At 45.8% G+C, this 17,802-nt stretch carries 24 protein-coding genes and 1 tRNA gene; 7 read left to right on the top strand and 18 right to left on the bottom strand.

Annotated features, from left to right (window positions below):
• Nucleotides 1-125 precede the first annotated feature (125 nt).
• Together WC773_03500 and WC773_03505 are read right to left on the bottom strand one after the other, a co-directional pair.
• Nucleotides 126-1,340 carry a glycosyl hydrolase gene (locus WC773_03500; protein MFA6082448.1) on the bottom strand — a complete coding sequence of 405 codons (1,215 nt, stop codon included), beginning with the start codon at nucleotides 1,338-1,340 and terminating at the stop codon, nucleotides 126-128.
• 87 nt (nucleotides 1,341-1,427) lie between these two features.
• Nucleotides 1,428-3,203 carry a hypothetical protein gene (locus WC773_03505; protein ID MFA6082449.1) on the bottom strand — a complete coding sequence of 592 codons (1,776 nt, stop codon included), beginning with the start codon at nucleotides 3,201-3,203 and terminating at the stop codon, nucleotides 1,428-1,430.
• 147 nt (nucleotides 3,204-3,350) lie between these two features.
• On the opposite strand from WC773_03505, the gene WC773_03510 reads away from it, so the two are divergent.
• Nucleotides 3,351-3,935 carry a hypothetical protein gene (locus tag WC773_03510; protein ID MFA6082450.1) on the top strand — a complete coding sequence of 195 codons (585 nt, stop codon included), beginning with the start codon at nucleotides 3,351-3,353 and terminating at the stop codon, nucleotides 3,933-3,935.
• Nucleotides 3,936-4,041: 106 nt separating this feature from the next.
• Nucleotides 4,042-4,428, top strand: a complete 387-nt coding sequence (locus tag WC773_03515) for a hypothetical protein (GenBank protein MFA6082451.1) — start codon at nucleotides 4,042-4,044, stop codon at nucleotides 4,426-4,428.
• Here the strand turns inward: WC773_03515 and WC773_03520 are convergent.
• The 10 genes from WC773_03520 to WC773_03565 form a co-directional block, all read right to left on the bottom strand.
• Nucleotides 4,400-4,927, bottom strand: coding sequence for an HNH endonuclease (locus WC773_03520; protein MFA6082452.1), 528 nt, complete (start codon nucleotides 4,925-4,927; stop codon nucleotides 4,400-4,402). The two genes, WC773_03515 and WC773_03520, sit on opposite strands and share 29 nt — an antisense overlap.
• Nucleotides 4,928-4,931: 4 nt before the next feature.
• Nucleotides 4,932-5,414 carry an 8-oxo-dGTP diphosphatase gene (locus WC773_03525; protein MFA6082453.1) on the bottom strand — a complete coding sequence of 161 codons (483 nt, stop codon included), beginning with the start codon at nucleotides 5,412-5,414 and terminating at the stop codon, nucleotides 4,932-4,934.
• Nucleotides 5,414-5,764, bottom strand: coding sequence for a hypothetical protein (locus WC773_03530; protein MFA6082454.1), 351 nt, complete (start codon nucleotides 5,762-5,764; stop codon nucleotides 5,414-5,416). The genes WC773_03525 and WC773_03530 overlap by 1 nt, the downstream gene beginning before the upstream one ends.
• 14 nt (nucleotides 5,765-5,778) lie before the next feature.
• Nucleotides 5,779-6,324 carry a histidine phosphatase family protein gene (locus WC773_03535; protein ID MFA6082455.1) on the bottom strand — a complete coding sequence of 182 codons (546 nt, stop codon included), beginning with the start codon at nucleotides 6,322-6,324 and terminating at the stop codon, nucleotides 5,779-5,781.
• A complete protein-coding gene (locus WC773_03540; protein ID MFA6082456.1) occupies nucleotides 6,324-7,106 on the bottom strand; it encodes a patatin-like phospholipase family protein in 783 nt (260 codons plus the stop codon). Before WC773_03540 ends, WC773_03535 begins: the two co-directional genes overlap by 1 nt.
• A gap of 45 nt (nucleotides 7,107-7,151) precedes the next feature.
• Entirely contained in the window at nucleotides 7,152-7,727 is a 576-nt protein-coding gene (locus WC773_03545) for a methyltransferase domain-containing protein (protein MFA6082457.1), read from the bottom strand.
• Nucleotides 7,728-7,749: 22 nt separating this feature from the next.
• The gene (locus WC773_03550; GenBank protein MFA6082458.1) at nucleotides 7,750-8,325 is read right to left on the bottom strand and encodes a hypothetical protein; all 576 of its coding nucleotides are present in this window, start codon (nucleotides 8,323-8,325) and stop codon (nucleotides 7,750-7,752) included.
• Nucleotides 8,326-8,343: 18 nt separating this feature from the next.
• Nucleotides 8,344-8,907, bottom strand: coding sequence for a hypothetical protein (locus WC773_03555; protein MFA6082459.1), 564 nt, complete (start codon nucleotides 8,905-8,907; stop codon nucleotides 8,344-8,346).
• A 133-nt stretch (nucleotides 8,908-9,040) separates the two neighbouring features.
• Nucleotides 9,041-9,130 (bottom strand) — tRNA-Ser (locus tag WC773_03560).
• On the bottom strand, nucleotides 9,116-9,385 hold the full coding sequence (locus WC773_03565; GenBank protein MFA6082460.1) for a GIY-YIG nuclease family protein: 270 nt from the start codon (nucleotides 9,383-9,385) through the stop codon (nucleotides 9,116-9,118). Before WC773_03565 ends, WC773_03560 begins: the two co-directional genes overlap by 15 nt.
• A gap of 315 nt (nucleotides 9,386-9,700) precedes the next feature.
• Between WC773_03565 and WC773_03570 the strand changes: the two genes are divergently transcribed.
• Entirely contained in the window at nucleotides 9,701-10,048 is a 348-nt protein-coding gene (locus WC773_03570; GenBank protein MFA6082461.1) for a hypothetical protein, read from the top strand.
• A gap of 107 nt (nucleotides 10,049-10,155) precedes the next feature.
• Here the strand turns inward: WC773_03570 and WC773_03575 are convergent, their stop codons facing one another.
• The 6 genes from WC773_03575 to WC773_03600 all read right to left on the bottom strand — a co-directional run bounded on the left by WC773_03575 (nucleotide 10,156) and on the right by WC773_03600 (nucleotide 12,626).
• Nucleotides 10,156-10,995 carry a YidC/Oxa1 family membrane protein insertase gene (locus tag WC773_03575; protein ID MFA6082462.1) on the bottom strand — a complete coding sequence of 280 codons (840 nt, stop codon included), beginning with the start codon at nucleotides 10,993-10,995 and terminating at the stop codon, nucleotides 10,156-10,158.
• Between the two features lie 15 nt (nucleotides 10,996-11,010).
• Nucleotides 11,011-11,268: a membrane protein insertion efficiency factor YidD gene (gene yidD / locus WC773_03580; protein ID MFA6082463.1), complete on the bottom strand. Its 258-nt coding sequence runs from the start codon at nucleotides 11,266-11,268 to the stop codon at nucleotides 11,011-11,013.
• Nucleotides 11,269-11,390: 122 nt separating this feature from the next.
• Entirely contained in the window at nucleotides 11,391-11,723 is a 333-nt protein-coding gene (gene rnpA, locus WC773_03585; protein MFA6082464.1) for a ribonuclease P protein component, read from the bottom strand.
• 9 nt (nucleotides 11,724-11,732) lie between these two features.
• The gene (rpmH, locus tag WC773_03590; protein ID MFA6082465.1) at nucleotides 11,733-11,867 is read right to left on the bottom strand and encodes a 50S ribosomal protein L34; all 135 of its coding nucleotides are present in this window, start codon (nucleotides 11,865-11,867) and stop codon (nucleotides 11,733-11,735) included.
• Between the two features lie 114 nt (nucleotides 11,868-11,981).
• On the bottom strand, nucleotides 11,982-12,389 hold the full coding sequence (locus WC773_03595) for a hypothetical protein (GenBank protein MFA6082466.1): 408 nt from the start codon (nucleotides 12,387-12,389) through the stop codon (nucleotides 11,982-11,984).
• A 12-nt stretch (nucleotides 12,390-12,401) separates the two neighbouring features.
• On the bottom strand, nucleotides 12,402-12,626 hold the full coding sequence (locus tag WC773_03600; protein MFA6082467.1) for a hypothetical protein: 225 nt from the start codon (nucleotides 12,624-12,626) through the stop codon (nucleotides 12,402-12,404).
• A gap of 493 nt (nucleotides 12,627-13,119) precedes the next feature.
• On the opposite strand from WC773_03600, the gene dnaA reads away from it, so the two are divergent.
• The 4 genes from dnaA to WC773_03620 all read left to right on the top strand — a co-directional run bounded on the left by dnaA (nucleotide 13,120) and on the right by WC773_03620 (nucleotide 17,779).
• Entirely contained in the window at nucleotides 13,120-14,493 is a 1,374-nt protein-coding gene (gene dnaA / locus WC773_03605; protein MFA6082468.1) for a chromosomal replication initiator protein DnaA, read from the top strand.
• A gap of 234 nt (nucleotides 14,494-14,727) precedes the next feature.
• Nucleotides 14,728-15,834, top strand: a complete 1,107-nt coding sequence (gene dnaN / locus WC773_03610) for a DNA polymerase III subunit beta (protein MFA6082469.1) — start codon at nucleotides 14,728-14,730, stop codon at nucleotides 15,832-15,834.
• A gap of 101 nt (nucleotides 15,835-15,935) precedes the next feature.
• Nucleotides 15,936-17,003, top strand: coding sequence for a DNA replication/repair protein RecF (locus WC773_03615; protein MFA6082470.1), 1,068 nt, complete (start codon nucleotides 15,936-15,938; stop codon nucleotides 17,001-17,003).
• Between the two features lie 197 nt (nucleotides 17,004-17,200).
• Nucleotides 17,201-17,779 (top strand): hypothetical protein, encoded by a 579-nt coding sequence (locus tag WC773_03620; GenBank protein ID MFA6082471.1) that lies wholly within the window; start codon nucleotides 17,201-17,203, stop codon nucleotides 17,777-17,779.
• Nucleotides 17,780-17,802: the final 23 nt, after the last annotated feature.

Raw genomic sequence — 17,802 nt, forward strand, 5'->3', positions numbered from 1 at the left:
TAACATAAATTAACATCTGCGTCTATTAACGCGAAAACAACATTATAAATAATCGAATTAGTCACATTTTTTGTTAACAAAACCGACCCAGAACCACTGGCGAATGAAAAATTATTCATTAGCCGTTAGTTATTAGCTTGAATAATTTCTAGATATTTCTCGGCGCTAGGGAAAGTACCGCCGCTATTAGTCTTGCTCATGTCTGTGCGGAAATCATCAAACGTATAACGGGTAAAGAAAATGCGCTCGGCTCCAGCCGCAATCGCACCAGACACGCTAGTCTTAGTACTTTGGTAATTTTCTTCCCCGGTAGTACCGTAAAATGCCTCGGCTTCTGTGACCCAAATTGGCTTGGCTGTCACACCAGCATCTGAGAGCATTTTTTTGTACGCAGCCACATTAAAATCATGAGTCATACGATCATTAGAAATGCAATGAACGTTGCCGATATCAAACGACGTCAACGCTTCAGCGTTAGTAAATACTTGACGATAAAAATTCAGCATCCGGCTATCTGCACCTGCCGCGCCAGCGATTAAAACGTTCGCATTTGTGTCAGATTTCTTTACCGCTTGGTATGTTTTAACTAGCAACTGAGCGTATTCATCTGGTCCTTGTTTATAAAAATTCAGACTACTTTCACCTGCCTGCGGTAGATTGTTTTGATATTGTAAATCGGGCTCATTCATTACTTCCCAGTACTTTACCGGCATTACCAGCCCGGGCATATCGTTTACCCCATCGCCGTCGTACCGCTCTACAATTTTTTGCACAAAAGTTTGGTACGCTACCCAGTCGCTCGGATTACATCGATACTGGGGAATATATGCTCCGCGACCCTTTTTATCATTCTTAGACAAAAACTCATCATTATCACCAACTTTGCAGGCTACGGGGTTGGTAAGTTTTTGTTGATCCCAATCTGCAAACGGCCAGATTGTTACCATTATTGCCACATTATTTTTCGAATAATTCTGGATTTCTTGATCGGCTAGGGTAAAATCGATCTCGCTACTAGCTGATTTCTGCATTGCATCCCATACAAACGAACCGGGGTGCGGCCGAACCCACGCACCTCCTCGATCGATAATCGTCGACCCATCGTCTTCAGCGCCACCACCTAACCAACCAAATTTATTTGTCAAAATCTTTTGTGATATTGATACAGGCGCGCCTGAGCTGGCGGTTGCGGATGCAGCGGTAGAGGTGCTATTTTTCTCGTTGCCTGACCGGTCTTTGACAACAAAAAACCAGATTAAAAATCCGGCGACTATTAGTACAAGTAAAGAGACGAACACCCACAACCATACCCTTGAACCATTTTGTTTATTTTCATCCATATTTCCCTCCCTTGTTTAATTATACAACCATATTTCAGCCCTGTACCAGAGTTGGCACAGGGCTGTTTCAGACATTGCGCTTAAAGTTCAGCGCTTCACCGGCGCCAGCGTCATCGTCCCACCCGGGACTAGTTTGGCGCCAAGGTTGACCGATCGCGGTGTTGACGGTCCCGACCCGTCCTTGTCTAGCAGTTGGAACCGCTTATGGGACGAGAACGGCCGATTGGCGCTGTCAGTACCATTCACCCACAGGTCAATGGTCTTGGCATGGGAATCGTACGATGTGTTTCCATACGAATTCCAGTACTTGTCGAAAGTACACCCGATGAGCGGCAACGCATACTCGCCGTCTCGCGGCACCGTTATGTCAACCAGCGTCCGGGTATCTGGGAAATACCCGCCGAAGAAATTGGTAGCGTACCACTGCCTCCAATATTCGGTTCCGCTCCGGTTGGAGGTTTTGAAGATGATCTCGTTAACATGGTAAGGTGCACCGACCGTTTGCCCTCCCAACAGGTCAACGTAATAGTTCCAGCCGCTGTCAGTCGGCTTGCCGTAGTTGGTGCCGATAACAGTGATAGATGGGCCATTATTCAGCTTGGTGGCGATCAGTAAGTCAATCAACTTGTTGCTTAGACTGACGGACCAGAAATCCGTATGACCGCAACCCCACCTCCGGCTCGTATCGCGCGGCCCAAGCGTTGCTCCATCGGGCAGATGAGCGGCGCTCCCCACGGTAACAAACTGGTCATTGGTCCCACCAACCGTGTAGTATGACACGCTGTTCAGATGATTGGTCGGGTAGTCCAGATCGTGGATGAAAGTGGACCAAGTCAGCATCTGCGTGATCGATAGCGCGATGGACTTGAGGCTGGACCACTGGCAGTCGGCGCTTTCCGGATTCATCACAGCGTCGTCACGCAGGGCAGTCAGAATCACATCAGCTTGTAACGACCCTGCGTTAGGTGTGGCCAACATGACCAGTTCTTGGACATGATTCGACGCCCTATCTGACAGGTCAGTGTCTTGCTCAAGAGCGTAGCGAGACACCAAACCGCCCATAGAATGGGCAATCATGACGACCCGCTGTTCTTTTGGTTGTAGTTTGAGTAGGCGATTCAGCTCTTGTGCGTTCAGTGTGATATCGATCGCCCATGGATATTCGAAGGCATAAACCGCCTTGAATCCCCCTTGACTGACAAGCGCCTGAGCAGTTGACTTCAGTTTGGAAGCGTCAGTCCACATACCGTGTACTAGCAACGCCACTCGACCGGTCGACGGGAAGACATGAGCGTCTCCTGTACCTGCAAGTAGCGAAATCTGGCAGACGGTTTCCTTTTGGTCAGAAAACGCAAGCAAGACGCCGTAGATGATAAACTGCGCCACGCCGCGGCTGGAGGATGACACTGGCATGGCAATCGTGGCCTTGCCGCCGGACTCGGTAACGTCTGCCCACTTCCACGTGGTACCATCAGACAAACGATACGCGCCCACCAACACCGTGTTGGCTGGGTGAGTTGATGGCATGGACACAGTTGCCACACCATCGTTCACCGTCGTCGCCGTCTTGGCTTCGAACGCCAGTATCGGATTCGGAGCCGATGGTGGTTTGGACGGGATTGACGCGCCCTTGTACACCGTCGCGGTTACCGTGCCATTGGCATTCAACACGCCCGATGGGACAGAGACCGAGACGCCGGTTGCACCTACATCAATCGTACCACCCGACGGAGTCATATCCTTGGTCACCGAGAACTTGTTCGACGCTGGCGGGGCGGGCGTTCCGCCTCCTCCACCGCCACATCCAGACAACGTCGGCGCTGTGAACAACACGCCGATCAAGCAGACCCACGAAAGCTTCATAGTCTCTCTCCCCCGAGAAAAGTGTTGTTCACGTACACTAGCTCAGCCATTACATCAACTTTGTTATAGCAGAAAAATGCATACCTGTCACGAAACTTTTGACTTTTTTTACATCATTCTTTACACTTAAATAAATAAGGAGGGCAAATGCATGTTCCCATAGAGAACATCGTTTCGGTTAGTTCTATGAAGGATAAATTAGAGAAGGCTGTTAATGATATGGGGCGTGATGATATTTACGTCATCACTCACGGCGATAAGCCAGCTGCTGCGTTAGTTAGCATGGATCATCTTAAAAGTTTGATGAACAAAAGCGGCGAGAATGTTGATGTTCCGGCGCCAAAACCATCATCACCTTTGCCTCCACCGCCATCATTTAACTCAAACCCAACTCCGCCACCAGCTCCGATGGCGCCAAAACCATTACCGCCGCTACCGCCACTGCCTCCTTTGCCACCGGCACCTAAACCGATGATCGATGAGAAACCGGCCGATGCGCCGCTAGTAACTGAAAAAGAAGCCGACAAAGCGGTCTCAACCGGCACAGTTCTACCACCGCTACCTCCTTTGCCTCCTATCGGATCGACCCCAACTCCTCCACCAGCACCTAAACCATTTGCTCCTGAGCCACCAAAAGTGACATCACCGTTTAGTAATTTGCCAAGCGCAGACATCAACGCTTCCAAACCGGCCGACGAGCCAGAGGAAGAAGATGGGGATAGCATACTATAGTAAAATTTTAAATTCTAAATTTTTAATATTAAAACAATGATGAAGAGCGGACCGAAACGTCCGCTTTTCTTGTGTTTTTGTGCTACATTAATAGAAAAGGAGAGTTATGAACGAACAAGGATTTGGATCACCGGAAAAAGAAGTAAAAAGCCCTGAAGAGGCTAGAGCGGAGGCAGCTGATCGAGATTTGCGAAAGCTGGCCGAGTTAAGAGAATCCGGAGAGATCGAACCAGAAGATTTTCCGATCGACACTCTATTACAGCTTAATGAATACGACCAGCCAGTGGCTCGCAAAGATGCTGGGAATCAGGCAATCGTGATTAACCCTGGCCAATTCGAAGAGTTAGGATACATTGACTTTGTTGGGGCGGGCGGAGAGTTAATTACACTCGACTTTGAAGATCAAGTTACAACGCACCCGCTGATAATTTTCCCATCCGAACTCGGCGACTTACCAGAAAATGTCATTCCGGGCCCGGCTCAGAATTTATAATAATAAAGTTTACTTTTCCAGCATAATTATCTCGCACAGTGTATATCCCAAGGCTATGCCCGGCTTGATAGCCATTTATCGTGTTTGGGAGAGCTTGAATAGAATATGAGTTACACAGACTGTTGAGTCTGATTAATTCTTGAAAATCCGTATCGTTTGAGACGACTACTACTCGGTTAGATACCAGCAGTACTCGTACTATTTCAGGATTAATTTGATTAAGTAACATGTCAATCTTATTCTTGACGGTGATATTCAGCTGTTCGACATTGCCTTTTCCTCGATTGCATAATAGACACAGGGTTTGATAGTTATTCAGATCTCCCGATCCCCCCTTGGAGAAAGGCTTAATGTGGTCAGCCTCCAGTTTGACCGCGTCGATCTCCAACTCAGGGTATAAAGAAGGAGACTTGCCACAAGACCGACAAGTAAAATTATCCCGTTGCAAAATTTGTAATCTTTTTTTGGCCGAAACAGGTGGCCGGCGCTTATTCTCCATTTGTTTAAAATCCCTTAACGATATCAACTTCTTTTTCTAGCACCGTGTCGCCCTCACCAAAGACAAACTTGGCTTTTAGCTTTTTGCCCTCTATTACCTGCGGCAACCAAAAAATATCGTCTGGCCACATTTCTTTATATGGTAGCTTATTTACCTCAAACCATTTTGGAGACATCTCTTCAGATTCGGTTGGCTCCCCTGTCCACTTTTCGCACAAATAAGCATAGACAATTTGATTCCACTCCGGTTTATGCGGAAAAGTAAAATCTATTTCCGCAACTTTGTCTAAATCTTTTACATCAACATCAATTTCTTCTTTGGCTTCTCTAATAGCAGCTTGTTCCACCGTCTCACCTTCGTCAATTTTGCCACCAACCCCGTTCCAACGATTAACCCCGAACCCGCGCTTTTTCATCGCCAGACAAATTTGGGTTATCTTTCCCCCATCACGTTTGATTAGAAATACCAACGTAGCATTTTTCATCATCAGCCTTTCGTGATATTATTCTCCGCGTTTTTGTGGTTGTATTTAGCTAAAATCTCGGTTTTAACCTGATTAAATGCACTTTCGATATCCACATCTAGCTGATTAGCCAACCGGCACGTCGCAAAAAACAGATCACCGATACCGTCTACAAATATCTCTTTATTTTCTTGCACAAATTTGATGCGCTCCGGCTCAGACTTGTATCGCAAATGCTGTGACATTTCAATCAACTCTTCATGCAAGTGATCAAATTTATCGACGTTGGGCACGTCTTTCCAGCCGTTTCGTTCGGCAAAAAACCGCAGCAACTCCTGCGCCTCTTTCAAGGTGGAAATTCGCTTATCTTTCATTTATACTCCAACATTTATTCAATAACATAATCCCAACCCGGTTGCCAAGCTTTTCTTTTGCGCCAATCTTCCGCAAACGCCTGCTCCCATGATTTACCCTTGAGTAATACATCAAGCGCTAATTGCGGCGCTTTGTGAGCAACTATAGCCACAGTTTTGCCATCATAGTCATCTTTTAGGAAACTGACGAAATTGGATATACGATTTTTAACATCCTCGTAACTCTCGCCTTCTGGAAATGGCTCGGAAATGCACTTTTCTTGCATGGGCTCGACAATTTCTGATGATTGAGCGTTAAATTTTCCATAATTGCACTCTCTTAACCGCTCGTCTATTACGATCGGCACGATCCCCTTGAAAGTCAAGTTTGCAGAGTCAATGGCTCGTTTTAAATCGGAGCAGAACACTGCATCAAACTTCTTACCCACGATTTGCTCTTTGAGATCAATTGACTGCTTGACGCCTAAGCCTGATAAGCCAACATCAAACCAACCAGACGACACCCCTTTTTCATTGTCTGTTGTAGTGCCATGAACGAAATAAGTAATGTTTATCGACATCACGATTTCTTTTCTAATTGCTTAACCAAATCCTTAACTCGTTCGTGGGCGTAAAGCCGGCCGGTTTCACGAATCCGAGGCATTTGCGAAAAGTCATACCAACTGAACTCTTGTACCATCGGTGTAAAGACAAAATCTGCCTTGTCTAGCTCGTAAGCGTTGATACGGCTTTCCATAATATCAAACGCGCGCGAGGCAATTTGCACTCGGCTGGGGCGACGCAGTTGTTTATTAAAATCCGCTAGTTTATATACCGATGATACGATCACAAAACCAACTCCTTGATCTTTTAATGGGCTAACAGGCAAGTTTAGGCTGATTCCCCCATCTATATAGTGATGCTCACCCACTTTTTGTATTGGGAATAACCCCGGATACGCGGCCGAAGCGATGACGCACTTAACCGGATCTCCGGTAGTAAACAATTTAACCTCACCGCTAATAATATCGGTAGCAACACACGAAAAATGAATTGGCAGCTGGTCAAATCGATCAACTTTTACAATCTTGCGAATAATTTCTTCCAGTTGTTTGAATATTCTTTCCGGACGGCGCAGGCGGATGACGTTCTTAAACGTAAAAATGCCCAGCTTATCCAGTTGGACAAAAAATTCATCTATACCATCACTACCTTTCGCAGCGTATAAAACGCCCGCGATTGCACCTACCGATGTACCGCAAACACTGTTTATTTTGATGTGATTTTTCTCTAGACTTTCAATCACACCGGCGTGTGCCGCGCCCAGAACTCCCCCACTACTTAACGCTAATCCAATTTTCATAAGTTAATAATATCATAATATGAAATTATTGAAGCGGTGGTGAAATTATGATGGCTTTTGAATAATCAACTCTAATACCTTATGCTTATGCTCAACAGGTACGTAGTCAGTCCGTTCGAATACAACTTGATCAATGAGGCTAAATTTTGCAGTTAATCCCGCCACATCTTCTAGTTTATACGAATAATCGACTTTACCAGTTTTGTCAGATATTTCGATATTAAAATGAACAAAGAAATAGCCGTTTGGTTTTAGCGCTCTAACAATCTCCGAGATCGCTTTTTCTTTATCCACGTAGTGGATTACATTAATCATATAAAACGCATCTACCGAATTGTCAGCAAGTTTCAATTTTTCTACATCTTGAACTTCAAACGTTAACTCCGGGTAATTTTTACGCGACAGGGCAACCTCATCGGTTTTGTTGTCGACCCCGATGGAACGAAATCCCATTTTGACAAAACAATCTACGTCGCGCCCATTTCCACATCCAATATCGACTAATAATCCGCCAAAGCCAACCTCTTTGAGAAATTTCGCAAAAGTCTCGGCATACACGGTTGGGTGGTTTTCCCAATGACGTCCATTAGAATATTTTTGGTAAAGTTTTTCTGATTTCATAGCGTAATGTTAGCACATTTTGCTAGATAACTTGTAGGACGTCTGTTAGTTGTTTGATCCGGATGATGTTTTTGTGATCTGAAACGCCATGGTTCCACGGCCTGTCAAACAGCAACACCCTCACCCCGGAATTGGCGCATTTCTCTGCCCATTCCGGCGAATCGTCAATTATCAGATCAACTTTTTCACGTAAACAAACATCGTTTTTCTCTCCTCGTGCGTTACCGTCATTAGAAAAATGATGGGTCAAAATAATCTTAGAGAATCGTTGTGGAAAATGGCTGTCTAACCAGCTTGTAGTCTCAGCGGTTAACTGTGTTGGACGGGAAGTGATAACAATTAATTCGTGATCTTTTGATAATTTTTCCACCACGTCGACCGCTTTGTTCTGAGGTTGCAATGACTTAAGACTGCCCGATTGGTAAAACTTAAATACCTTATCGACTATCTCTGCGTGAGGGCGCTTGAACAACGGCTGTAAATCGTATTCAAGAACGTCTGATAATACAAAACTCGTGCCGTCGTTTTCGTTGCAGTAGCGCAAAAACTCAGACACAAAGTCGGTTAGCACATCATCAAAATCAAAAGCAATTTTCATAAAGCCATATTAGCACATTTAGGAAACGCCGGCCTCATCTTCCGAGTTAATCTGATGAAAATACTTCATTACGGATTCTCCAATAATGTCTAGGTCCGTCAATAATTCTTCGCGATCATCTTTTGGATCAATAATTCCTTTTGCCTGCGATGGAGATAAAATATAGTAAATCGGCATATCCATAGATGTATTGGCGCTATAAACTTCAATAAGCCACGGGAATTTCTTGTGTACAGTTCGCCTATAAACTACTTCGATGATATCCTTTAATAATTGTTTATCGTCGCAAGCAAACCAAATTACTGGTAATTCCTCGCCGTGACCCTCACAAGATTCTACGGTTATAAGACCGTTGTTTGTCAACACCTGACAAATTCTTTTCATTGGTTCGTCTGTGATTGGTAAGTTCAGTTCAATATCTCTGTACCGCTGAACTGATTTCTCGGTTTCCGCTCTGTATTGCGCAATTCCCTCCGGGGACCATCTTTCATCACATATTCGACTAACAATTAAGTCAGCACTAATTCTTGGCTTTACGCCTGATTGACCAACCTCGGATTCGCCTGAGATATATTCATTCATTTGTGACTCCAAATGATTTAATTTTCATAAAGCCATATTAGCACATTTAGGATTGTTAGGGGATTTGGGGGGATTGGGGGCTTTTGGGAAGTGACAATTCCATCCTCCATCTTCTATTTTCCATCCTCTGATATGGCGGAGACGAGAGGATTTGAACCTCTGAAGGGCTTGCACCCTTACCGCGTTTCGAATGCGGCGCAATCAACCACTATGCGACGTCTCCATTTAACTTCGTTATTATATCACGATATTGCTGTTTTAGTAACCGCTTCCCCTCAGTCGTTTTTAGAAATCTTTCGCGCCTCTGTGCATCGGTTTTAAGCGCGTAGCACTCGTACCCGATTAAGGTTAATGGTCGCTTGAATTTTGTCGACGTTACGCCACCTTGATTATGTTGACCAACGCGTCTTTTTAAATCGCTGGCACTACCAGTATAAATATGACTGTCGTTTTGCATTAAAAAATAAACATAGTACATGGCTTCATAATTTTACCGCATTTCGCCCTATCATTCGATAGCGCGCCCTGTCGCATGACAGGGCGAAACCGGAGCACTAGGCCACTATGCGACCTCTCCAGATAACAGTTAACATTTAACTTGAAACAATTAACAGGATCGACAAGGGAAAATAAGGGATTGCGATGGATTCCACAAAGGGATGCGACGTCTCCATTTGACTTCGTTATTATATCACGATATTGCTGTTTTAGTAACCGTTTCTTCCTGGCTTGATTTGTTTCGACTTTGCGCATAAAATCAATTCGGAGCAACACTGTCTCAGAGGAGATAACGATGCAGATGATTGGAGACGTGAATCTGCTATCGCAATACTCGGGTTACGGCAACCTGCTAGCCCATCTAAGGAACCTCCCAGAAATGCTGGAGTTATACAGCGGTTACTGTTTCGAGAAGGGAAGCCGTGGCAGGGGAAATGGGCAAGCATCATCACCGCTTGCTGGGAGTAACATTTGGCTTGCGGACGAAGACGAGTGCGTCATCATTTGCCAAGCCGAGAGAGGCCGCGGCGCGCTGGTAATCCGTGTCTACACGCTTAACCATGGTTCGAAGTGTCTTAGTCAGCGCATTTGGCAGATCATTCATCAGCACAACCTGCCTTACGCCATCACTGGCTCGCCGTAAAAGCGGGCCAGCTATTTTTTTATTCAATTAACAGGGTGCTTTTAGATATTTAGGAATTAGACATTTTTCTATATAGATTCAAAGGTCTTGCCCGGAATGACAGGTGATTATTTTTTCTTCACCGTAACCGTAACGCCGCCTTTTTTCTTCTCCACCTTCACCGGGGCAGATGAAGTGGGCGCACTCGAGGTTGTTTTTTCGGCTTTATCAATTGTCTTTTCAGTTCGGGTGGCTTCTTTTTGCAGCTCTTGAAGCGTCAAACCCTGTTTTTTAAGCACATATTGCTGTTGAGCCACGCCAAACAAGTTGGTCACCGCCCAGTAAAGCGGCAGGGCGGCCGGCAAACTACGGGCAATTATTAAGGTGATTAACGGCGCCAAATAAATCATTTGTTTCGAAAACGCCGCTGTTGGATCGTCTGGATTGTTGTTCGGGATAAAGGTTACTTTGGTTTGCCAGTACTGAGTTAGCCCGGCAATGATAGGTAAAATGTACAGATCTGGTTTAGCTAGATTGATGCCAAAAAAGTTAGTATTTACGTCTGACGGGCGCAAGGTGAACGAATAGAGCTGATCAAAATGCGCGGTAGTTAAACCGTTACGGAAGACTTGGTACAACACCACCAAAATTACCAGCTGTACGATCATCGGCAAACAACTTGAGAACGGGCTAACGCCCTCTTCTTTATACAGCGCCATTAACGCCTGAGACTGCAGAGCTTTGTCTTCTTTGTGCTTAGCGCGTAGCTCGTCTATCTTTGGTTGCAGCAATCTCATTCTCACCTGAACCCGAGCGGTGTGAACTGTAACCGGCAAAAGTACGATGCGGATTATTAAGGTAAGAATGATGATAGCCCATCCCAGCTCGTGTCCCGGCATAATTGCCATCAAAAATACCAAAAAATTGAACATTGGTGTGTATAAAATGGTGGTGAATAATTTGATCATTGTTGTCCTTAAATTTTATGGAACTGGATCGTGGCCAACCTCGTGCCAAGGGTTACATCTTAAAATTCGGGCCGTTCCCAATCGTACGCCCTTAACAATACCATATTTTGCCACTGCCTGATAGGTGTATTGGCTGCACGTTGGGGTAAACCGACAAACGCCACTGGGATAAAATACCCTTACCCAGCTGTGGTCAGGCGACAAAGTGTACTGATAGATAACGATCAGCATCAATACAATTTTCCGTGGCAAAAGATATATTTTTTTTAACATATAGTTATAAATTCGAAACTCGAAGCACGAAATAAATTCGAAAGTTCAAAATCAGAAATTCAAATTTTTGGATTTTTTTATTTTTTGTACTTGTTTCGGATTTCGGATTTAGTGCTTCGTGCTTAAACTTTTTGGATTTGCCCAAAAAGTTCCATGCACTCTTGCTTAATATCCACACCGGCGCCGTAGTTGCTAACATAAACACACAAATCGAATGCTAGAGCTGGATTATCTTTGATAAATTGATCAAATTGAGCACGAATTTGGCGCTTGACTCTGTTACGATCCGTGGCGTGCTTGATGGTTTTAGTGCCCACGATAACCGTGAATCTAATGTGCCCGGAGCGATTTGGTAAAATTTGGATACGTAAATTGCGCCCGGACAGCTTTTTGCCTTTTTGCTGTACCCGACGCACATCGCGGTTACTTTGCAATCGATATTTTCGACTGACCATTATTAGATCCTACACAGTTAACTTAGCGCGACCTTTGTTTCGACGTCTTTGTAGTACGTTTTGACCGTCTTTATTGGACATACGCGCCAAAAAGCCGTGATCCTTTTTAGATTTGACGTTCTTGTGTTTATAATTTAGAAACATTACATTGCTCCGCTGTTGTTTGTCTTAAAATATCACGTTTCGGCTAAAAAAGCAAACGGCGACCCCCTACAAGTAGAAGGCCGCCGAATTGTGTCTTCATGCCGATTCCTTAGCCTAACTCTCTGCCACCGTCACCAAGATGGCATTGCAGCCCTGGTACTTCACAAACAGAACGTCGTTGAACGCAATGTCGACGGCATGGAGGCCGCCCCCGATCGGGGAACAGTCAGCAAAGTGAAGCCATTTCGGTCCCCGATAGAATCGCACCCTCCATCGTTCTCCGTCGAGACGAACTATGCGCATTTTGTTGTGTTCGTTGATGGCCTGGTAGGCATCCTCCGGAAATACGGCCTTGATTGCCGGCCACCAGCCATCAACATGGTCGTCGTTGACCTGCCTCAGACGAACCAGGACCGCGCCTGCTGGAATAAGCGCGTCGCGAACCGCTGCCCTGATCTTCATGTGCACGTACGCTAGAAATACAACAGCCAGCGCCGCCGCAATCCAGAAACTCGCGTGCATCTCACCGCCCTCCTAGAGCTTCGGTAGATAGCTGGAAACCACGATGCGGTCGCAACCGCACTCCGCTGCTAGCCGTAGACAGTTAGCGGTAATACGAGCCCCGCCAAGAGTCATTGGCGCATACTCAGCGTTGCTTTCGTCTAGGTACACTATGGTCGCGTCGCCCCGCTTGAACTCCACAACGACCTTAAGATATGATCGCTTGGCAAAGACATGCAACGCGTACTCCCCAGACACACAACTAGTCTCAAAGGAGGACTGAAGGGTGAATTGCTCGGGCGGGAAGAGACTCCTAATCCGTCCCCAGCACTCCTCACAGACACGCCCCTGAGTCAGACAATCACAGTCAAGGTCGATCGGCTCGTCCATCAGCCGCTTCTTGCGACCCCGACCTAGTGTCAAAGCAGCGCCGAATGCGATGACACAGATCGCCGCGAAGGCCACACTCAAAACCCCGATCCCGATCACCAAAGGCACATCCACGGTCACTTTCGTAACCTTTCTGCCCCCAAATGGGCGGTATATGTTGTCAGGTACTGCGCTATCAGATTGATAAAATATCACATTTCGGCTAAAAAAGCAAACGGCGGCCTTACTGTAATGGAAGACTGTCCATCCCCCATCCCCTATAGATACTATGCATCTAAGAGCCAAAAACTCACAGATTGAGGCTCTATTTACCATCTTCCAAATATGCTATGCTGTGGATAACTTTTAAGGCGAGGTGATTATGATCGACAACGAAAAATTATGGCAAACCGCTCTGGGAGAGTTTGAGGTTAGCTTAAGTAAAGGCAACTACACCACCTGGTTTAGGGGCTCGTTTATTTATAAAATTGATGATCACTTGGCCACGATAGGCGTATTCAATAACTTCTCTCTTGAATGGCTGCGGAAGAAATTTCATCAGCAGATTATTGATACTCTTAACAAGCTAACCAAAGGACAGGTTACCGAAGTTGAATACATGGTGGCTAGTAAAGACGAGCAGCCAAAGCACATCAATAGTTCTCCACTTATCAACAACCCTGTGGATAAAAAAGCGACCCCTGTTAACCCAACATTAACACCGTTGAGCAAACCGCAATTGAACGCGAAATACACCTTTGACCACTACATTGTCGGCAACAGCAACCGCATGGCACACGCCGCCGCCGAAGCAGTAGCAGACAATCCCGGCCACGCTTACAACCCGTTATTTATTTGGGGTGGCGTTGGTTTGGGAAAAACTCACTTAATCCAAGCTATCGCGCATCGTGTGTTGCAAAAAGACAGCAATAAGAAGGTGGTCTATACCACTTCGGAACAGTTTACTAACAGCTTTGTAGATTCATTAAGAAAAGGTAAAGCGAACGAATTTAAGCACCTTTATCGGGGCGTCGACGTTCTTATCATCGACGATATTCAATTTATTGCCGGCAAAGAAGCGGTGCAAGAGGAATTTTTTCACACCTTTAACGCCCTGCACCAACAAAACAGTCAGATCATTATCACTTCTGATCGAATCCCCAAAGCCATTCCCACATTAGAAGATCGCTTGTCATCTCGCTTCGAAATGGGATTGATTGTGGATATCAATTTACCCGATGTCGAAACCAGAACCGCTATTATTAAATCTGCATGCGAAGAAAAGGGATTTGAGATTACCGATGAAATCGTGAATTATTTGGCGGTTAGAATATCGCGGAATATTCGCGAAATCGAGGGAGCAGTAAACCGATTGGTAGCTTATTGTGGATTAAGCAACATTGAGCCAACCGAAGCTTTAATCGAATCCACCTTACAGCAATATCTAAACAACGAAGAAACCAAACAAGTAACCGCCAACAAAATCATCAAAATGGTTGCATCGTTTTATAACATCACCGTTGATCAGATTTTGGGCCAACGTCGCACCAAAGACTTGGTGCACCCTCGCCAGGTAGCAATGCACTTACTTAGATCAGAACTAAACATCTCATTACCAAACGTAGGCAAAGAGATGGGTGGTAAAGATCATACTACGGTAATGTATGCCTGTAATAAGATTGAAAAAGAATTGCTTAAAAACAATACACTTCAACAAGAAATAGCTACTTTGAAAGAAAGATTGTATTCGGTATAGACATTAATATTATTTAATTAATATACCTAGTAGTAATAATAAGGGATGTTAATAGCGGGGATAAGTGGTATTTTAATCTTGATAATACCGGTAAAACGTCTAAAAACTCTGGGGAAAATAAAGGATAAGTTGGGTAGTTTTGCACAGGTTAGCGGTATTAACAAGATCAGGAAAATCTCTGTGGAAAACAATAAGAGTAATTAAATAATTATCAACAGGCAAAAAGGAGATAAAATGAAGGTCGTAGTTACACAAGAAAACCTACATAAAGCGATGAACGCCATTAGTCGGGTGGTTAGTAACCGCGTTAGCCTGCCAATTTTAGGAAACGTTTTGTTACAAACCGATAACGGTCGGCTTAAATTATCGGCTACCGATCTTGAAATCGGCTTGACCACTCAAATTGGGGCCAAGGTTGAATCCGACGGGGCCATCACTGTGCCGTGTCGCGCCTTTAATGAATTTGTTGGCTCGGTGTTTGATTCCACCATCACCTTGGAAACATCAGAGTTGATTCTAAAGCTGTCCAGCGAACGTAATAAAGCTAATCTACGCGGTGTGGATGCGGAAGAATATCCGGTTATCCCAAGTGTGGATAAAAAGTCCGACTTATCGGTTACCGCCGCCGAATTCCTATCTGCCCTCAAACAAGTAACCATTGCCGCTGCCACCGACGATACACGTCCGGTATTGGCGGGGATATTGCTGAATTGGAGTGAGGATCAGCTTATTCTGGCCGCAACCGACAGTTATCGCCTGGCCGAAAAGAGATTAAAGTTGGCCGAAAAGGTAGCCGAGGAGAAAGCGGTCATTGTGCCGATTCGCTGCGTTAACGAGCTAATTCGAGTGCTATCCGGTTACACGCAAGAGAAGGTTAGCATTACCATTAAAGATAATCAGATTCTGTTTGCGTTTGGCGATGTTGAAATTGTGTCGCGTTTAATTGACGGCAAATATCCCGACTACGTCAAAATCATTCCTGACAAAAAAACCACCACTATTACCGTGAGCGCCGAGTTGTTTCGCCAAACATTACGTTCGGCCAGTATTTTCGCCAAAGAATCGGCCAATACCGCTAAATTAGTATTTAACACAGCAGGCACGTTGGCAATTAAATCGACCGCTTCGAATTTAGGTGATACCGAAACCACCGCGGCGGTAGAGGTGGATGGGGAAGACGTAGAAGCGAATTTTAATATCAAATATCTGCTAGACGCGGTCAGCGTGATTACCGATGAAAAGGTAGAGTTTGGGCTGTCCGGCAAGTTCTCTGCCGCCCTGCTGGTTGGCGTCGGTTCACCAGACTTTAGATATGTAATAATGCCGCTTAAAACAGAGTAGGGGCAGTTAGGGGGGGGCTTAGGGAGATTTGGGGCATTGGGGGAACCGTTGGCTCTCCCAATCACCCCAATGTCCCCAATCCCCCTAATAGGCCTTTAACTATGATAACAAATTTAACTCTAAAAAATTGGAGATGCTACTCTGACGCTAGTTTTGACTTTGGTCAAACTACGGTAATTTTGGGACCAAACGGGGTGGGCAAAACAAACATCATTGAGGCAATTTATTATTTATCCACCGCGCGTTCGTTTCGTACTATTCATGACAAAGATTTAATCAAGGCCAAAGCGCCTTTTGCCCAAATTTCTTCGGGCCCGGTGCAAATTACTATCGTTGATGGTCTAAAAATCCAAAAACAGCTTAAAGTGCATCAAAAACCGGCGCGGATGTTGCAAATTTTAGGGGTGCAACCGTCGGTGCTGTTTACCCCGGAAAGTATGGCGCTTGCAAACGGCTCACCGAGCTTAAGACGGCTTTTTATGGATGTGGTGCTGTCCCAGACCGATTTGGTTTATGCGCGCCAACTGATCGAATATCAGCGTGCTCTACGGCAGCGCAACTTACTACTACATCAAATTAAGCTAGGTACGTCCTCAACCGAATCGCTTAAAATGTGGGATGAGTTGTTGGTAACGTGTGCCATTCCGATTGTGCTGGCGCGTAAAAAATTTGTAAATCAGATGGCAGGCATCAACCAGTACTATCGCCAAATTAGCCAAAGTGCCGGCGAGCTATCAGTTAATTATTTGTGTTCGATTGAGAGGCATGGGGCGGTGGTTGAAACCGAAGCGGCGCTAACCTCGCGATTTCATCAGCGTTTAATTGATCGCCGGGTAGCCGAAATGCAAAGTGCACGCACGTTGGTTGGCCCGCACCGAGACGATCTGGAAATTTTACTGGATCAGAATTTGCTGGCGACGTTTGGCTCACGCGGGCAAATGCGCACCGCGGTAGTGGCGCTAAAGTTGTTTGAGTTTGAATATATGAAATCTCAGTCTGATAGGGTGCCAACATTGTTGTTTGATGATGTTTTTTCCGAATTTGACTTAACACACCGCCGCCAGATGTTAGATTTGGCGCTTGGTGCTCAAATAATCTTCACCGCCACTGATCTAAGCGGGTTAGGGGAGTTGGGGAAAGAAGTAAAGATTATAAACTTAGGGGCGTAAGGGTGGTTTGGGAAGTTAGGGGTGTTGGAAAAGCCGATGGTCTACCAACCGCCCAAACTACCCCAACGACCCTAACCGTCTTAGTTGACAAAAACTGGCAAAAAGTGTATAACCTAGTCAGCTAGGTTCTTTAAGATTGGCCCAAACCGTTGGGCCATTAACCGCCTCTTGTGGGGCAGAAAGAGACAGGGCTGACCATGTCTGATGACATGCTCGGCAAGGTTGTAAAGAAGCTCGCGAAGGTCCCCGAAATGTGGGGGTTGATCGACGACCTTCTGACGAAGATCGAGAATCCTGATATGCTCGCGGCCATTAAGCAGTGTTTGCGCGGGAGTAATCCTTGGCCGCGCACGCGGCGAGAACTGCTGCAGGCCTGCGCTAACGCTGGCATTTCGTTGTTTGGTGGGAGCGTTGAGTCGGCGGACCACGAAGGCCAACAGCTTCCGATCAGGGGTGATCTACCAGAGCTGCTGCGCGACTTCGACGAGGTCCTCCGATTGCAGGAACAAGGAAAATCGCCAGTCGACCCGATCTTAGGTCAGCCTGACGATGACAACTGCCGACTGCTAAGTGTCGAAGAGACTCTCGTGGTTATTCTGGCGTGGTTTCGCAAGAACAAGCGGGCGCCGGATAGAGTTGTTTATCTGAGGTGCCGCAACACCTGCGGCCGCGGCTTCTCGCTCCTCGTCTACTGGGGCCCCGATGACGGGCTGTGCGTCCGCTGGTACGGCAATGGCAATCGCGTTTCGGACGCCGGTGGGCTGCTCAGGGCGTGACGGGGGACATGACGGGTGTGGTG

Source organism: Patescibacteria group bacterium (assembly GCA_041660565.1).
Lineage (GTDB): Bacteria > Patescibacteriota > UBA1384 > CAJBMM01 > CAJBMM01 > JBAZWC01.

What these genes read in the sequence shown, in the direction of transcription:
- WC773_03515 (MFA6082451.1), top strand. Translation starts at nt 4,042, where the DNA reads ATGAACGAACAAGGATTTGGATCACCGGAAAAAGAAGTAAAAAGCCCT.
- WC773_03565 (MFA6082460.1), bottom strand. Translation starts at nt 9,385, where the DNA reads ATGTACTATGTTTATTTTTTAATGCAAAACGACAGTCATATTTATACT.
- dnaA (MFA6082468.1), top strand. Translation starts at nt 13,120, where the DNA reads ATGATCGACAACGAAAAATTATGGCAAACCGCTCTGGGAGAGTTTGAG.
- rpmH (MFA6082465.1), bottom strand. Translation starts at nt 11,867, where the DNA reads ATGTTTCTAAATTATAAACACAAGAACGTCAAATCTAAAAAGGATCAC.
- WC773_03620 (MFA6082471.1), top strand. Translation starts at nt 17,201, where the DNA reads ATGTCTGATGACATGCTCGGCAAGGTTGTAAAGAAGCTCGCGAAGGTC.
- WC773_03555 (MFA6082459.1), bottom strand. Translation starts at nt 8,907, where the DNA reads ATGAATGAATATATCTCAGGCGAATCCGAGGTTGGTCAATCAGGCGTA.
- WC773_03530 (MFA6082454.1), bottom strand. Translation starts at nt 5,764, where the DNA reads ATGAAAGATAAGCGAATTTCCACCTTGAAAGAGGCGCAGGAGTTGCTG.
- WC773_03510 (MFA6082450.1), top strand. Translation starts at nt 3,351, where the DNA reads ATGCATGTTCCCATAGAGAACATCGTTTCGGTTAGTTCTATGAAGGAT.
- WC773_03615 (MFA6082470.1), top strand. Translation starts at nt 15,936, where the DNA reads ATGATAACAAATTTAACTCTAAAAAATTGGAGATGCTACTCTGACGCT.
- WC773_03535 (MFA6082455.1), bottom strand. Translation starts at nt 6,324, where the DNA reads ATGTCGATAAACATTACTTATTTCGTTCATGGCACTACAACAGACAAT.
- WC773_03570 (MFA6082461.1), top strand. Translation starts at nt 9,701, where the DNA reads ATGCAGATGATTGGAGACGTGAATCTGCTATCGCAATACTCGGGTTAC.
- WC773_03505 (MFA6082449.1), bottom strand. Translation starts at nt 3,203, where the DNA reads ATGAAGCTTTCGTGGGTCTGCTTGATCGGCGTGTTGTTCACAGCGCCG.
- WC773_03500 (MFA6082448.1), bottom strand. Translation starts at nt 1,340, where the DNA reads ATGGATGAAAATAAACAAAATGGTTCAAGGGTATGGTTGTGGGTGTTC.
- yidD (MFA6082463.1), bottom strand. Translation starts at nt 11,268, where the DNA reads ATGTTAAAAAAAATATATCTTTTGCCACGGAAAATTGTATTGATGCTG.
- WC773_03595 (MFA6082466.1), bottom strand. Translation starts at nt 12,389, where the DNA reads ATGCACGCGAGTTTCTGGATTGCGGCGGCGCTGGCTGTTGTATTTCTA.
- WC773_03575 (MFA6082462.1), bottom strand. Translation starts at nt 10,995, where the DNA reads ATGATCAAATTATTCACCACCATTTTATACACACCAATGTTCAATTTT.
- dnaN (MFA6082469.1), top strand. Translation starts at nt 14,728, where the DNA reads ATGAAGGTCGTAGTTACACAAGAAAACCTACATAAAGCGATGAACGCC.
- WC773_03545 (MFA6082457.1), bottom strand. Translation starts at nt 7,727, where the DNA reads ATGAAATCAGAAAAACTTTACCAAAAATATTCTAATGGACGTCATTGG.
- WC773_03550 (MFA6082458.1), bottom strand. Translation starts at nt 8,325, where the DNA reads ATGAAAATTGCTTTTGATTTTGATGATGTGCTAACCGACTTTGTGTCT.
- WC773_03540 (MFA6082456.1), bottom strand. Translation starts at nt 7,106, where the DNA reads ATGAAAATTGGATTAGCGTTAAGTAGTGGGGGAGTTCTGGGCGCGGCA.
- WC773_03520 (MFA6082452.1), bottom strand. Translation starts at nt 4,927, where the DNA reads ATGGAGAATAAGCGCCGGCCACCTGTTTCGGCCAAAAAAAGATTACAA.
- WC773_03525 (MFA6082453.1), bottom strand. Translation starts at nt 5,414, where the DNA reads ATGATGAAAAATGCTACGTTGGTATTTCTAATCAAACGTGATGGGGGA.
- rnpA (MFA6082464.1), bottom strand. Translation starts at nt 11,723, where the DNA reads ATGGTCAGTCGAAAATATCGATTGCAAAGTAACCGCGATGTGCGTCGG.